15 protein-coding genes, 1 tRNA gene and 1 pseudogene are annotated in these 12,892 nt (G+C 64.6%); 9 read left to right on the top strand and 8 right to left on the bottom strand.

The features are described from left to right. From ABEJ63_RS13290 to ABEJ63_RS13280, 3 genes are all read right to left on the bottom strand, one after another. A tRNA-Val gene (locus tag ABEJ63_RS13290) sits at window positions 1-75 on the bottom strand. A 35-nt stretch (window positions 76-110) separates the two neighbouring features. Continuing rightward, window positions 111-374, bottom strand: a complete 264-nt coding sequence (locus ABEJ63_RS13285; protein ID WP_375796850.1) for a hypothetical protein — start codon at window positions 372-374, stop codon at window positions 111-113. 253 nt (window positions 375-627) lie between these two features. Then, complete coding sequence (locus ABEJ63_RS13280) at window positions 628-1,164, bottom strand: cob(I)yrinic acid a,c-diamide adenosyltransferase (RefSeq protein ID WP_375796849.1); 537 nt, start codon at window positions 1,162-1,164, stop codon at window positions 628-630. Window positions 1,165-1,267: 103 nt separating this feature from the next. Here ABEJ63_RS13280 and ABEJ63_RS13275 point away from each other — a divergent pair, with 103 nt between their 5' ends. Continuing rightward, a complete protein-coding gene (locus ABEJ63_RS13275) occupies window positions 1,268-1,435 on the top strand; it encodes a hypothetical protein (protein ID WP_375796851.1) in 168 nt (55 codons plus the stop codon). Here ABEJ63_RS13275 and gcvPB read toward each other — a convergent pair whose 3' ends face one another. The 4 genes from gcvPB to gcvT form a co-directional block, all read right to left on the bottom strand. Beyond that, a complete protein-coding gene (gcvPB, locus tag ABEJ63_RS13270) occupies window positions 1,436-2,911 on the bottom strand; it encodes an aminomethyl-transferring glycine dehydrogenase subunit GcvPB (RefSeq protein ID WP_375796848.1) in 1,476 nt (491 codons plus the stop codon). After that, window positions 2,908-4,251 (bottom strand): aminomethyl-transferring glycine dehydrogenase subunit GcvPA, encoded by a 1,344-nt coding sequence (gcvPA, locus tag ABEJ63_RS13265; RefSeq protein WP_375796847.1) that lies wholly within the window; start codon window positions 4,249-4,251, stop codon window positions 2,908-2,910. Before gcvPA ends, gcvPB begins: the two co-directional genes overlap by 4 nt. 123 nt (window positions 4,252-4,374) lie before the next feature. Beyond that, window positions 4,375-4,755 (bottom strand): glycine cleavage system protein GcvH, encoded by a 381-nt coding sequence (gene gcvH, locus ABEJ63_RS13260; protein ID WP_375796846.1) that lies wholly within the window; start codon window positions 4,753-4,755, stop codon window positions 4,375-4,377. Continuing rightward, window positions 4,752-5,837 (bottom strand): glycine cleavage system aminomethyltransferase GcvT, encoded by a 1,086-nt coding sequence (gene gcvT / locus ABEJ63_RS13255; protein ID WP_375796845.1) that lies wholly within the window; start codon window positions 5,835-5,837, stop codon window positions 4,752-4,754. Before gcvT ends, gcvH begins: the two co-directional genes overlap by 4 nt. Before the next feature lie 92 nt (window positions 5,838-5,929). Here gcvT and ABEJ63_RS13250 point away from each other — a divergent pair, with 92 nt between their 5' ends. The 6 genes from ABEJ63_RS13250 (at window position 5,930) to ABEJ63_RS13225 (ending at window position 11,142) form a co-directional block, all read left to right on the top strand. Continuing rightward, window positions 5,930-6,346 carry an NYN domain-containing protein gene (locus ABEJ63_RS13250; protein ID WP_375796844.1) on the top strand — a complete coding sequence of 139 codons (417 nt, stop codon included), beginning with the start codon at window positions 5,930-5,932 and terminating at the stop codon, window positions 6,344-6,346. A gap of 223 nt (window positions 6,347-6,569) precedes the next feature. Next, on the top strand, window positions 6,570-7,403 hold the full coding sequence (locus ABEJ63_RS13245) for a TatD family hydrolase (protein ID WP_375796843.1): 834 nt from the start codon (window positions 6,570-6,572) through the stop codon (window positions 7,401-7,403). A 44-nt stretch (window positions 7,404-7,447) separates the two neighbouring features. Beyond that, window positions 7,448-7,774, top strand: a complete 327-nt coding sequence (locus tag ABEJ63_RS13240; protein ID WP_375796842.1) for a hypothetical protein — start codon at window positions 7,448-7,450, stop codon at window positions 7,772-7,774. A gap of 30 nt (window positions 7,775-7,804) precedes the next feature. Beyond that, the gene (glp, locus tag ABEJ63_RS13235; RefSeq protein ID WP_375796841.1) at window positions 7,805-9,016 is read left to right on the top strand and encodes a gephyrin-like molybdotransferase Glp; all 1,212 of its coding nucleotides are present in this window, start codon (window positions 7,805-7,807) and stop codon (window positions 9,014-9,016) included. Continuing rightward, window positions 9,009-10,904 carry a molybdopterin biosynthesis protein gene (locus tag ABEJ63_RS13230; protein WP_375796840.1) on the top strand — a complete coding sequence of 632 codons (1,896 nt, stop codon included), beginning with the start codon at window positions 9,009-9,011 and terminating at the stop codon, window positions 10,902-10,904. Before glp ends, ABEJ63_RS13230 begins: the two co-directional genes overlap by 8 nt. Before the next feature lie 25 nt (window positions 10,905-10,929). Further along, window positions 10,930-11,142, top strand: coding sequence for a hypothetical protein (locus ABEJ63_RS13225; protein WP_375796839.1), 213 nt, complete (start codon window positions 10,930-10,932; stop codon window positions 11,140-11,142). Between the two features lies 1 nt (window position 11,143). On the opposite strand, the gene ABEJ63_RS13220 is transcribed toward ABEJ63_RS13225, so the two are convergent. After that, window positions 11,144-11,800: an HAD family hydrolase gene (locus ABEJ63_RS13220; RefSeq protein WP_375796838.1), complete on the bottom strand. Its 657-nt coding sequence runs from the start codon at window positions 11,798-11,800 to the stop codon at window positions 11,144-11,146. 227 nt (window positions 11,801-12,027) lie between these two features. Here ABEJ63_RS13220 and ABEJ63_RS13215 point away from each other — a divergent pair, with 227 nt between their 5' ends. Both ABEJ63_RS13215 and ABEJ63_RS13210 read left to right on the top strand, forming a co-directional pair. Further along, window positions 12,028-12,519, top strand: a complete 492-nt coding sequence (locus ABEJ63_RS13215; protein ID WP_375796837.1) for a peroxiredoxin family protein — start codon at window positions 12,028-12,030, stop codon at window positions 12,517-12,519. 113 nt (window positions 12,520-12,632) lie between these two features. Further along, window positions 12,633-12,892, top strand: a pseudogene (locus ABEJ63_RS13210) (RNA-guided endonuclease TnpB family protein); the annotation flags it as partial.

Genomic DNA, 12,892 nt, shown 5'->3' with positions numbered 1-12,892 from the left:
TGGGTCGGGGCGGATTTGAACCGCCGGCTTCCTCCGTGTGAAGGAGGTGTCATAACCGGACTAGACCACCGACCCGGTGAGACCTGCTACCGGAGGGTCGGTGTTAAGAACTACGCTTCCTGTTTCCGGTAGTCGTCGATGCGATCGCGGGCGTCTTGGATGGCTTCTTTGGCCTCGCCCTCGGCCCGCTCCTGAAGCTCCGCGAGTTCTGCTTTGAATTCGTCGAGTCGACCCGCCTCTGGCTCTTCCTCGCGGCCAGTCAGCTCTCGAAACCGCTCTTCAACGCCACTGACCTCCTCTGCGAGCCCTGCCTTGGCCGTCTCTCCAGCGCGCTTCAGGTAGTATCGAGCGTCTTCGAAATGTTTGTTGACCATATTTGAGAGGACGCTATTGGACGCTAAAACGCTTGTGGCGCCCTGAGCGACCGTGCGGCGAAAGGCTGTCCCACAACTCTTTTGTATTCTTAGGCAGACCTAAAATCACGGTCGCGTCGCGGGCTGGGCGAGCCGACCCAGATTTGGGCGGTCCGCCGTTGACGCGCGCACGTCGACCGCAACCGTGGCATCAACGCCGGCCCGAGCCGGCATCTGTCCCTCTCCCTTCCGGCGCCCGTCAGCGACGGGTCGGTCAGTATTCCGGTGTCTCCTCGGCGACGCCCTCGCGGGCGTTCACGACGCGTGCGATGGTGAACAACGCGTCAGACAGCCGATTGAGGTAGGTGACAACCTCGGCGTTGATCGGCTCGTCGCTCGCTAGCGCGACACAGCGTCGCTCGGCCCGCCGGCAGACGGCCCGCGCTTGGTGGAGTCGCGCGCCGACATCGCTTCCGCCAGGAAGAATAAACGATTCCAGCGGTGCCAGTTCCTCGTCGAACTCGTCGATAATCCCTTCCAGCCAGTCAGTCCGCTCTGCAGTGATGTGGGGTGCGTCCTCGTCGTCGGTATCCGGGTTCGCGAGGTCTGCCTGGATGATATGGAGGTGATTCTGTATCCGACGGAGATGCTCGTCAATGTCCTCGTAACCGGAGGGCCGGAGGACGCCGATGGCTGTGTTCACCTCGTCGACGGTGCCGTATGCCTCGATACGCTTGCTCGTCTTCGAGACGCGAGACATGTCCCGCAGGTCGGTCATTCCCTCGTCACCACGGCCAGTGTATATCTTCATGTCCGACGTCATGCGCGGGCGGCCCTTATACCCGTCCACACGCGACCTGGTCCGGCGAATCCGATACGTTCAGGTGCGACCCGTCGGAAGAATGGACGTGAACATGGAACTTGAGCGAAATTGCCCTGTCTGTGGCGAGCAGAAGACATTCTATCGGGCGGCCGCGACGAAGATGCACCTCGGCACGAAGGTGAAGTGGCACTGCCCGGACTGTGAATACGGGTTTGTCCGCATCGACGAGACGGTCGATACGGGCGCTGCAAGCGCCTGACTACTCTGCGTCCTCGAGTGCGTGCCACGAGAGCCGCGGGTTACGGGCGGCGTCCGTCTGGTCGATGCGGGCCGCTGTAGTGCGCTCTGGGGCGTCTTCTAGCTGGACGGTGGAACTCTCGCTCGCGGCGTCGAACGCTGCAGCCAACTGGTCGAGTGTCCGCTTTGACTCCGCCTCTGTCGGCTCGGTCATCAGCGCCTCAGAGACTATCTCCGGCCACTTCGTCGTCGGGGGATGAACACCGAAATCGAGCATACGCTTTGCGGCGTCGGCTGCGTCCTGCTCGCCGGCGCTCGCAACGAACTCGTGGTGGAACGGACCGAACGGTATCTCGTAGTTTATCTGCTCGGCGAGGTAGTTGGCGTTCAATACAGCCTTTGCGCTCGCGTCGGTGAGCCCCTCGTCGCCGAGCCGCGTGATGTACGCATGGGCCTTCACGAGTACAAGCCAGTTGCCGTAGTGACCGTGGACCTTTCCGACCGTCTGCTCGGGTGTGTACCGCTCGTAGCCGTCACCGGCCTTCCTGACATGTGGATCCGGCAGGAACTCCCGCAGTTCCTCGCGCACGCCTACCGGGCCGGCGCCGGGTCCACCGCCGCCATGAGGCGTCGCGAACGTCTTGTGGACATTATAATGCATTACGTCGAACCCCATGTCGCCGGGCCGGGCGCGTCCGAGCAACGCATTCAGGTTTGCGCCATCATAGTAGAGCAGGCCGCCGACATCGTGGACCAGTTCGGCAATCTGCTCGATGTTACGCTCGAATAGCCCCAGCGTGTTCGGGTTCGTCAGCATGAGCGCGGCCGTCTCCGTCGACAGCGCACTCTCGAGAGCCTCGAGGTCGACGCGTCCCGTATCGTCGGACGGGAGTTCGACCACCTCGTAACCGGCCATCGCGGCCGACGCGAAGTTCGTCCCGTGGGCGGACTCGGGGACGATTACCTCGCTTCGGTCATCGTCGTTGGACTGGTGGTATGCCCGCGCGATGAGCATTCCCGCGAACTCGCCGGCCGCTCCCGCTGGCGGCTGGAGCGTCACTGCGTCCATCCCGCCGATGTCTGCGAGGTACTCTTGCAGCTCGTAGAGTAGCTCAAGTGTCCCTTGGCTCGCCCGCTCCGAGCGATCTGGGTGGATGGAGGCGTCTGGCCGGGCAGCAAGATCTTCTGTGAACTTGGGGTTGTACTTCATCGTGCAGGAGCCCAACGGGAACGGCCCAGAGTCGACGCCGTAGTTCATCTCCGAGAGCCGGGTATAGTGGCGGGCCAGCTCTGGCTCCGCTAGATCGGGCAGCTCAAGACTGTCGCGGGTCAGCTCGCCGGGCAACTCTGCGTCGATGTCGACCTCCTTGGTTCCCTTCTCCGCAAGCAGCGGCTCATAGACCTCGTCGCTGTCATCGACCCACCGGGCCTGGTCGAAACGAAGTCGGCCGGGTGCGTCGGTGTCGATACCCTCCGGTGCGGGGTCCTGTCGGCTCATCGTGCCACCTCCTGGAACGCCGAAATGAAGCCGTCCAGCGCCGGCTCGTTCGTCTCGGTGACACACACCTGCACTTGGTGGTCACCGACCGCGTGGATGGCGTACCCTTCCCGCTCGAGTTCCGCTGCGACGGCCCGAGCTGGCTGGTCGGTCCGCGCAACGAATTCCCGGAAGTGGTGGCGGTCGTGAACCGGTGCCTTGACACCGCTGAGTTCGTCGAGCCGTGCGGCCGTCTCGCGGGCACGGCGCACGCAGTCGTTCGCTAAGCCGGCCAGCCCGTCCGGGCCCAACGAGGCGACGTGCATCGCTGTCCGAAGCGCAACCCACGCTTGGTTCGAGCAGATGTTAGAGGTCGCTCGCTCGCGGCGGATGTGTTGTTCGCGCGTCTGAAGGGTGAGCGTGTACGCTCGTCGGTCGGTCGTGTCAGTGCTGGCGCCAACCAGCCGCCCCGGTACCTGCCGGAGAAATTCCCGGTCGTCACGGCAGGCGAACAGCCCGAGTCCGAATCCGTATGCAGACGGTAGCCCTAGCGCACTGCCGTCTCCCACGACGACGTCTGCGCCGACGCTTGCCGGCTCCTCCAGCAGCCCTAGCGCGACGATATCGGTGCCGAGCGTGAACAGCGCGTCGTGGTCGTCCGCGATGTCGCCGACCGTTGTCAGTTGCTCCTCAATGGTGCCACGGACCGTCGGGGTCTCTGCATACACCATTGCCACTTCATCGTCGGCTTGCTCGCGCAGCGCCGCCACGTCGACATTCGCGTCGTCAGTCGGATACGGCTCTACTATCAGCGGCGTGCCGGCAACGTAGTTCTCAAGAACGCCTCGTCGACCCTCGTGGAGCAGTTCGGGGACGAGCACGCGCGTGCCCGACACAGAGCGGAGCCGTTCGGCGAGCGTCGCCGCCTCACCTAGCGCGGTTGCCGCATCGTACATCGAGCAGTTCGCGACACCCAGTCCTGTTAGCTCAACGATGAGCGACTGGAACTCGAACAGTGCCTGGAGGAATCCCTGTGCCACCTCCGGTTGATACTGTGTATAGGAGGTGATAAATTCCGAGCGGTCCGAGAGGTGATCGACGAAGCTCGGCACGTAATGATCGTAATGGCCCCGCCCGAGGAGCTCCACGAGATCGTCGTTACGACCGAGTGTCTTGGCCACCTCGGCACGTGCTGTCTGCTCGTCGCGGGCGGGGATGCCGAACTCACCGTCGAACCGAACCGATTCGGGGATGTCGAACAGTGCCTCCTCACTGTCGACGCCAATCTCGTTCAGCATCGCCGCTGTCTCTGTATCCGTGTGTGGTGCGTACGGCGTTCCCTGACAACGCTTCCCGCTCATCCGTATACCACCTGTCCGGCGCCTGCGGCCGGGTATTTAATCATGTGTATAGTTACGCCCCTCCGATTAAGAGTAATTCGTTCCCGGGCGCGCCGACCGGTTGTACGCCGGTCGCCCCCGTCGCTACTCTGTCTGCTCGCGGTATTCCGCGGCCGATAGCAGTGCGTCGAGTTCGTCCTCGTCGTTGGGATCGAGTTCGAGCATCCAGCCGTCATCAAACGGTGACTCGTTCACGAGCTCCGGCTCGTCGAACAGCCGCTCGTTGATGGCGGTCACCTCACCAGAGACTGGCGCGTACAGGTCGGAGACGGCCTTGATTGACTCGATAACGCCAAACTCGTCGCCGGCGGCGAGCGTATCGCCGACGGCGGGCAACTCGACGAACACCACGTCGCCAAGCTCGTCCTGCGCGAAGTCGGTGATGCCGACCCGGATGGTCCCGTCTGCGTCGGCCCACTCGTGTGTCTCTCTGTACCGGTAGTCGTCGCGTATCTCGAAGCTCATCGTTCGTAGAAGGGGAGCTGTTGGACGCGGGCGCGCTTCTGTTCACCCCGGACGACCACCCGCACGTTCGTCCCAGGGTCGGCGTATTTTGTCGGGAGATAGCCCATACCGACGGGCTCGCCCAGTGTCGGGCTCATCGTCCCAGACGTCACTGTGCCGATAACGCGGTTCTCTGTGTTCACAATGTCGTAGCCGTGTCGCGGGACTCCGCGCTCGGTCAGTCTGACGCCGACGAATCGCTCGTCAGGGTCCGTCGCGGTGGCCAGCGCGTCCCGGCCGACAAACTCCGTCTCGAGGTCGACCGCGAACCCGATGCCCGCCTCGAACGGTGTCCGCGGATTCGATTCAACATCGAAGTCCTGCCCTGATAACAGGAATCCCGCCTCGATGCGGAGCGTGTCGCGGGCGCCAAGCCCGCACGGCTGGATGCCCTCGTCGATCACGGCCGTCCAGAGCGGCTCGGCGTCGCCGGTGTCGACCAGCAGTTCGACACCGTCCTCGCCGGTGTAGCCGGTGCGGGCGACGAGCGTGTCGGCGCCGGCCACCGCAAGCCAGCGGGCGCTGAACCGCCCGATGTCCTTAATCGATCCGTCTGCTAGGCCGTCGACAGTGTCGACGGCATCCGGCCCCTGGACCGCAAACATGGCGAACTCTTCAGTCGCATTCTCGACGACCGCCTCCAGGTCCCACTCGTCGCGATGACCTCGCCAGCGGTCGAACACGTCCTCGTCGTGGCCGGCGTTCGGGACGAACAGGTACTCGTCGTCGGCCAGCCGGTAGACGACGGTGTCGTCTATCATGTGGCCTGCCTCATTCGTGATGGCGGCGTAGGCCGCCTCACCAGACGAGAGCGCTGTGACATCGTTGGTCGTTAGGCGATTCATCAGCTCGGTCGCGTCCGGACCGGACACCGCTATCTGTCCCATGTGAGAGACGTCGAACGCGCCGGCGGCCGACCGGACGGCCTCGTGTTCGGCCCGGATACCGACGAACTCGACGGGCATGTCCCACCCGCCGAATTCGGTGAACTTCGCGCCGCGCTCGGCGTGGACCTCGCGAAGCGGCGGCTTCCGAAGGGCCATATCCGAGCCTCGCGCCCCCTTCGCAAATACGTTCGGTTCTCGCCCGACACTTGACTCGGCAGGGGTATCCGTCCCCGCACACTGGGGCCGACATGGACGAGCCACGGGTCGGGCTGTTTGTCGACGGCCCCAACGTGTTCCGTGAAGAGTTCGATGTCGACCTCGACGACGTGCGCGAACGGGCACGTCAGAAGGGATGCCTCGCCGTCCACCGACTATATCTCGACGACGGCGCGCCACCGGAACTACTCCGAGCGGCTGAGGCGTGCGGCTTCGAGGTGGTGGTGACGAGTGGCGACGTAGACGTGAAACTCGCTGTCGACGCAACGGAGTTCGTCGCAGACGGGAGTCTCGACACGCTCGTTGTGGTCTCCCGCGACACTGACTTCAAACCAGTCGTAGAGGCAGCGAGCAGACGCGGTCTTCGGACCGTCGCTATCGCGCCCGGATCTCACGGCAGTTCGGACGCCCTCGCGAACGCGGTCCACGAGGCTGTAACTCTCGAGTAGCCTACAGGTCGTAGCGTCTAAGTTCGCTGCCGCACGTCGGACACGTCCTATGGCCCGCGTCGGGCGCCGTGCCGCAGAGCCGACACATTTGGTAGCCGCCCCTCTCGCTTCTGTGGCCGTCGCTGGTCCCCATCCTGTGAATGGTTCACAATGTCGAACGATAATGAACGTTACGACGGTAGCGGGTCGGCACCGTTTTTGCACGGCCGCCGATAGCAGATACATGGATCCGATTCTCGACGACCACCTTCACCTCGATCCGGTGAACGGACGAGGCGTCGAGGCGGCCGCCGAGTTCGCCCGTGCCGGCGGCACGCACCTGCTCGTATTGAACAAGCCATCATGGTCGCTCGTCGGTGAAGTGGACGACGAGTCGGGTTTTCGTGAGACGTTCGACCTCACCGTAGAGGTGGCCCGCAAGGCGAACGAGCGACTCCCTGGCCGTGCATGGCCCGTGCTTGGCATCCACCCGGCGCTCATTTCCCGCCTCGTCGACCGGGAGTACACGCCGGAGAATGCTTGTGACCTGATGCAGGCGGGCCTCGATATTGCCGGCGAATACGTCGCCGACGGCCCCGCGCTGGCGGTCAAGTCAGGTAGGCCACACTACGATGTGAGCGAGGCGGTGTGGGATGCCTCAAACGAGGTGATGCGACACGCATTCCATGTCGGCGCGGCTGTCGGCTGTCCGGTCCAACTCCACACCGAGGCCGGTGACGACTTCACGACGGTAGCTACGTGGGCGGAGGACGCGGGCCTCCCTGCGGGTCAAGTGGTCAAGCACTATGCCGAAGGGCCCGTTACCGGGCCGGTAGCGAGTGTTATCGCTCGCAAGGGGCCGCTCCGAGCAGCCGCCGAGTCTGGTGACCCGTTCATGCTGGAGACCGACTTTATCGACGATCCGGACCGGCCGGGTGCGGTGCTCGGTCCTAAGACGGTTCCCCGCCGCGTCCGCTGGCTCCGCGAAGAGGGGTACGATGAAGCAGTCCAGCGCGCCATGGTCGAGACGCCCGCTGCAGTATACGGTATCGATACCGAGGCAACACTCGACGGGTAGACCGGCCCAGAAGGCCTATGCTGGCCACATCGGAATGGCCGAGTATGTCGCGCCCTCCAGCGAGCGACGCGCGGGTGTCCGGACTCAGCTCTGGGGCCGTCCGACTTCCAGGGGAGGCAGTGCTGGTTCGCAACGATGGGTCACGGCCGGTTCAGTTCCGCGTGATACGGCGATGCGACGGCCGCGTCGAGCGGGATAACCTCGGCCTGTTGCCCGGCGAGACGAGACGGCTGTCAGTGCCCCGCGGAGCGGGTCCGGTCACCGTTGAGGCCCATGGCCCGTCAACCACGGCATCGACGGCGTTTAGGCCCGACGAGCGGCCACCGTTGTTCGCCCACCGCGATGGCGCAACGCTCGTCGTCCGCGACTGATTTTTACCCTCCCCGGCCCCAGCCGTCCGTATGAAAGAATCGGGGTTCAAAGAGGTGACCCGCGTAGCCGCCGCGCGCGATCGACTGGTTGAGGCGGTCCGGCCCGTGACGGGGACGACGTCGCTCCCGTTGACAGACGCTTCTGGGCGCGTAATCGCGGAAGATGTTCGAGCCGCGCGGGATGTCCCACACTACGCACGCGCCGCGATGGACGGCTACGCGGTACGGGCCGAGGACACGTTCGGCGCATCGGACCGCTCGCCGGCCGTGTTGCGCGAGCGCGAGCGGGGGGAGGCCGGCGGACCGGAGGCAGCCGTACCGGTTCACACGGGGAGTGAACTTCCCGACGGTACCGACGCGGTGGTGATGATCGAGGAGACGGACCGGTTCGCCGGCGAGGTGGAGGTGTTCGACGCCGTCGCCGAGGGAGAGAATGTTGCCCCACCCGGCGAGGACGTCACCGAGGGCGAACACTTGTACGAGGCTGGCCACCAGCTCCGTCCTTCGGATCTTGGGCTGTTGAAATCGACTGGGGTCGGTCGCGTAGACTGCTACGACCGCCCGACCGTTGGCGTCGTGCCGACGGGTGAGGAACTCGTCCAGTCAGAGCCGAAGCCGGGCGAGGTCGTCGAGACGAACGGACTCACCGTCGCCGGCCTTGTCGGGCGGTGGGGCGGCCGCGCGAACTACCGCAACGTCGTGACGGACGACCGGGCAGCGCTACGGGCGGCCATCCAGCGAGATCTGACGAAGGACCTCGTCGTCACGACGGGAGGCTCCTCAGTCGGCGAGCGGGACCTCATCCCGGAGGTGGTCGAGGAACTCGGCGAGGTGCTCGTCCATGGGGTCGCCCTGAAGCCGGGCCACCCGTTCGGCTTCGGCATCGTGGAGGAGACGCCCATCTTGATGTTGCCTGGCTATCCGGTTGCGTGTATTGTCAATGCCGTCCAGTTCCTCCGCCCGGCACTGAAGGCAGCTGGCCGGATGCCCTGCGAGCCGTTCCCAACGACACAGGCACGGCTGACCCGGAAGATTCCCTCCTCGCCGGGCGAGCGGACCTTCGCCCGCGTTCGTCTCGAGGAGGAGGATGGCGAGACGGTCGCGGTGCCAACTCGGGCATCCGGATCGGGAGTGCTCTCGTCGGTAGCGCTCGCGGACGGGTGGGTTGTCGTTGAGGAAGATGTCGAGGGGCTCGTCGAGGGTGCGACTGTCGCTGTCCAGAACTGGGAGTATCATGTCTGAGCGCAAAGAATTCCGCGACCTCGCACCGCCAGAACGGGCCCACGAGGCCATTGCCGAACTCGACCTGACGCCCGACACAGAGACCGTCCCCCTGGCAGAGGCGCGTGGCCGCGTGCTCGCAGAGCGGCTGGACGCTGCCCTCGACGTGCCGGGGTTCGACCGCGCGAGCGTCGATGGCTACGCAGTGCGGGCCGAGGACACGTTCGGCGCCGACGAGGCCGACCCCGAACGCGTGGAGTTGGTCGGAGAAGTCCATGCCGGTGAAGTTCCCAACGTGACTGTCGGCCCCGGCCAGTGTGCAGAGATATCGACGGGGGCAGTCGTCCCCGAGGGGGCAGATGCGGTGGTGATGGTCGAGCGAACTGACCGCGAGGGTGAGACAGTACTAATCCGCACGTCGCTTGCGCCGGGTGATCGTATCATGTTCGCGGGCGCGGACGTGGCCGCCGGCGAGCGAGCACTTGGCCCCGGTACCGAAATCACGGCCCGTGAGATTGGGCTGTTGTCGGCACTCGGCGTCGACGAGGTACCTGTGCGCGGTCGGCCAATCGTCGGCATCGTCTCGACGGGAGACGAACTCGTTCGGCCGGGCGACCCTCTCGAGAGCGAGGCCGGCCAAATATACGATGTTAACAGCTATACGGTCGCCGCCGGGGTTGCGGAAGCGGGCGGCGAGCCGGAGCTGTATCCGCACGCGGGTGACAACCGTGAGCAGATGGAGCGGGTGCTCCGGAAGGCCGCCGACGAGTGTGACCTCGTCCTCTCGTCGGGGTCGACCTCCGCCAGCGCCGTCGATGTCATCTACCGTGTGATCGAGGAGCAGGGAGAACTGCTCCTCCACGGCGTGGCCGTGAAGCCTGGCAAACCGATGCTCGTCGGCACCCTCGACGACAGCGCCTACGTCGGCCTCCCAGGCTATCCGGTGAGCGCGCTCACTATCTTCCGCACGTTCGTCGCGCCAGCTATCCGACGGGCAGCGGGCAAGCCGGAGCCGGCCGGCGCGACAATCACCGGTCAGATGGCCGTCGAGGAACGGTACACAGAGGGGCGCCTGCGGTACATGCCGGCGGGGCTCGTCACAGACGGTGATGGCAAGACGCTCGTCTACCCGGTTGACAAAGGCTCGGGCGCGACGACGTCACTCGTAGAGGCGGACGGCGTCGTCGCCGTCGACCCCGATACGGAGTATCTCGGGGCGGGTGAGGCCGTCGAGGTACAACTGTTCTCGCCGGACGTGCGACCGCCGACCGTCTTCGGCGTCGGCGAGGACGATCCCGCGCTCGCGCGACTGCTCGATCGGGTCGACCGGCCCCGCTACCTTGGGCAGGGCTCTCGGCCAGGCCTCCGGCGGCTCCGGAACGGTGTTGCCGATATCGCGGTCACCAGCGCGCCCAAGCCGGACAGACTCGAGGTCGACCAACTAGCCATGTGGCGCCGCGAGTGGGGACTCGTCGTCCCCGAAGGGAATCCGGACGGTGTGACGGGGCTAGCGTCGCTGGTCGATGACGAACTGGCGTTCGTCAACCGGACGAGCGACTCTGGACTGCGGACATCGTTGTCTGAGGCGATGGCCGCCCTCGCCGACGAACGGGGCGTTGACCGCCACGACCTCGTTGAGGCAGTCGACGGCTTTGACCGTGCGGTGCGTGCCCACGAGTCACCTGCCCGGAGAGTCCGCGCGGGCAAGGCGGACATCGGCCTCGGACTGGAGGCCACAGCCGAGCAGTTGGGCCTCGGGTTCGTCCCCGTCGGCACGGAGACAGTCCGGCTGCTCGCCGCTCCCGATCGGGCCGACAAGCCGGGCGTCCAGCAGCTTGAGGAGGCGGTGCACTCGGGTGGTGACGTATTCATATCGCTGGCAGGGTACAAGACGGGCGACAAGGCGTAAGTCCCCCCCGGTGGTAGCCGTCTTTATGGCGTGTGATCACGACATCGACCCCGAGTACCTGTTCCCGGCCGACATCGATGTACTGGACTTCGTGAGCGGACCGAACGGTCCGGCTATCCGCTTTGCTATTCCATGTCCGGACTGCGGACAGGCGCTCGAACTCGAGGCCGATGTCCGCGGCCAGAAGGAGTCAGATCTTGAACTCCCGCTTGAAGACGCCGAGGACCCCTACGACTGAGCTAATCTGCGGCCCTGGTTGCGAATAATTCGTCGAAACTCGCGACGCGATGGTCGCCGAGCACGCACATCCCACGACGGTCCGGCCCGTGCCGTTCCACATGGATGCCGTCGAGCCCTGCGTTCCAGGCTGCGCCGACATCCTGTGGACCGTCACCGGCGAGCACTCCTCGGTCTGACTCGCTCATCCCGAGACGGTCGACGACCGTTCGGACTGGCGCGGGGTCAGGCTTCCAGCCCGTTTCGTCCGAGCAGCAGAGCACAACGTCGAACCAGTCGCGGATATCCAGCTGGTCAAGTACTGGGTTAGCCAGCGACGGCTGAGAGTGGGTGACCAGCCCGAGCGGGCCGTCGTAGCCAGCGAACCGCTCGGCATCGGGATAGACGTACGCGTGGTCTGCCCGTACCTCACCGTCCTCGATGTCATGGAAGGCTGTCCAGAACGCCTCAGGGTCGACGTTCCACCGCTCCAATTGACTGTTTCGGAAGCCGCCCAGCCCGTGCCACAGTATCTCGGCCTGCTCCTGAGAGAAGTCGTACCCGATGCGGTCGCCGACCGCGTCGAACACGTCGTGGACGTAGCCCGTCTCGACATCGACGACCGTGCCGTCGAGATCGAGCAGCCAGTAATCGTAAGAGTTCGCAACCGGGCCTGTCATCTATCGGAGATAGACTGCTGTCGGTCAAGTGCTTTCTGGATTTGAGTGTGCGGCTCGGCTGTGGTCGTCGTCACACGGGGCTCAGAGCGGGGGTAAAGCGTTTCGTCATCGCCGCACAGCGAAGGCTACTCGACGCCATCACAAGGCCGTTACGCGTGAGCGAGGGGCTGTCTGTCATCGGCTGTCGAGCGAAAGGCAGCTAATGTTCCCCCGACCTGCGTCGGGGCGTGACACTCGAAGGAGACTCTGCCCCAGACTTCACGATCGACAGCACGAGCGGCGGCGAGGTGACGCTTTCCGAGACGCTCGAGGAGGGCCCGTCGGTCGTGTTCGTCAATCGCGGCTCGTGGTGTAGCTTTTGTGCTGAACAGCTCCAGACGTTCTCCCAGGTCAGCTACGACCTGTGGTTCAACGACCGCGTAGATATCCTCCCGGTCGTGACCGACGATATCGGTGCCCTGACGGAGATGCGCGACCGGTTTGACCTCGACATTCAGTTACTCGCGGACCCCGAGGGCGCGGTCGCAGAGCAGTACAGCGGCACAGAACAGACGAGCCATGGACTTACTGGCGTCGCAGCGACGTACGTCATCGATGAGGACGGAGTAGTTAGGTATGAACAAATCGCCGATCACCCTGCCGACCGCACGTACGGCAACTGGGTTCGCTACTTTATAGAAAGTGCAAGGCGAAAACCCACCCCTTCAGGGGTGGGATGAAGCCAACAACAGGGTAGCAATCCACCGTTCGCAGCCCAGACCGGATATTCCATCGCTTAACACCAACTGTCAAACGTCAAGCGAGTATAACCCGTTATAGAGACGCTCCAGAGATGCTGGCCGTTCACCGCACGCATCGAGCGAAAATCCGCAACCACTCACAGGTAGCGGAGCCGCTCGACCACCACGGATGGTCGGCCAGCAAGCTCTGGAACGTCGCCAACTACCACTCCCGACAGGTCTGGGAGGAAACCGGCGAGATTCCCGATCACGCCGACCTCAAAGACGAGTTGAAGGATCACGACAAATACCGAGGACTGCACAGCCAGTCCAGTCAGCGGGTTCTGGAGGAACTCGCTGAAGCCTTCAACTC

The organism is Halosegnis sp. (assembly GCF_042216475.1).
GTDB lineage: Archaea > Halobacteriota > Halobacteria > Halobacteriales > Haloarculaceae > Halosegnis.
This window is presented reverse-complemented; position numbering and strand designations above follow the sequence as displayed.

What these genes read in the sequence shown, in the direction of transcription:
- ABEJ63_RS13285 (WP_375796850.1), bottom strand. Translation starts at nt 374, where the DNA reads ATGGTCAACAAACATTTCGAAGACGCTCGATACTACCTGAAGCGCGCT.
- ABEJ63_RS13280 (WP_375796849.1), bottom strand. Translation starts at nt 1,164, where the DNA reads ATGAAGATATACACTGGCCGTGGTGACGAGGGAATGACCGACCTGCGG.
- ABEJ63_RS13275 (WP_375796851.1), top strand. Translation starts at nt 1,268, where the DNA reads ATGGAACTTGAGCGAAATTGCCCTGTCTGTGGCGAGCAGAAGACATTC.
- gcvPB (WP_375796848.1), bottom strand. Translation starts at nt 2,911, where the DNA reads ATGAGCCGACAGGACCCCGCACCGGAGGGTATCGACACCGACGCACCC.
- gcvPA (WP_375796847.1), bottom strand. Translation starts at nt 4,251, where the DNA reads ATGAGCGGGAAGCGTTGTCAGGGAACGCCGTACGCACCACACACGGAT.
- gcvH (WP_375796846.1), bottom strand. Translation starts at nt 4,755, where the DNA reads ATGAGCTTCGAGATACGCGACGACTACCGGTACAGAGAGACACACGAG.
- gcvT (WP_375796845.1), bottom strand. Translation starts at nt 5,837, where the DNA reads ATGGCCCTTCGGAAGCCGCCGCTTCGCGAGGTCCACGCCGAGCGCGGC.
- ABEJ63_RS13250 (WP_375796844.1), top strand. Translation starts at nt 5,930, where the DNA reads ATGGACGAGCCACGGGTCGGGCTGTTTGTCGACGGCCCCAACGTGTTC.
- ABEJ63_RS13245 (WP_375796843.1), top strand. Translation starts at nt 6,570, where the DNA reads ATGGATCCGATTCTCGACGACCACCTTCACCTCGATCCGGTGAACGGA.
- ABEJ63_RS13240 (WP_375796842.1), top strand. Translation starts at nt 7,448, where the DNA reads ATGTCGCGCCCTCCAGCGAGCGACGCGCGGGTGTCCGGACTCAGCTCT.
- glp (WP_375796841.1), top strand. Translation starts at nt 7,805, where the DNA reads ATGAAAGAATCGGGGTTCAAAGAGGTGACCCGCGTAGCCGCCGCGCGC.
- ABEJ63_RS13230 (WP_375796840.1), top strand. Translation starts at nt 9,009, where the DNA reads ATGTCTGAGCGCAAAGAATTCCGCGACCTCGCACCGCCAGAACGGGCC.
- ABEJ63_RS13225 (WP_375796839.1), top strand. Translation starts at nt 10,930, where the DNA reads ATGGCGTGTGATCACGACATCGACCCCGAGTACCTGTTCCCGGCCGAC.
- ABEJ63_RS13220 (WP_375796838.1), bottom strand. Translation starts at nt 11,800, where the DNA reads ATGACAGGCCCGGTTGCGAACTCTTACGATTACTGGCTGCTCGATCTC.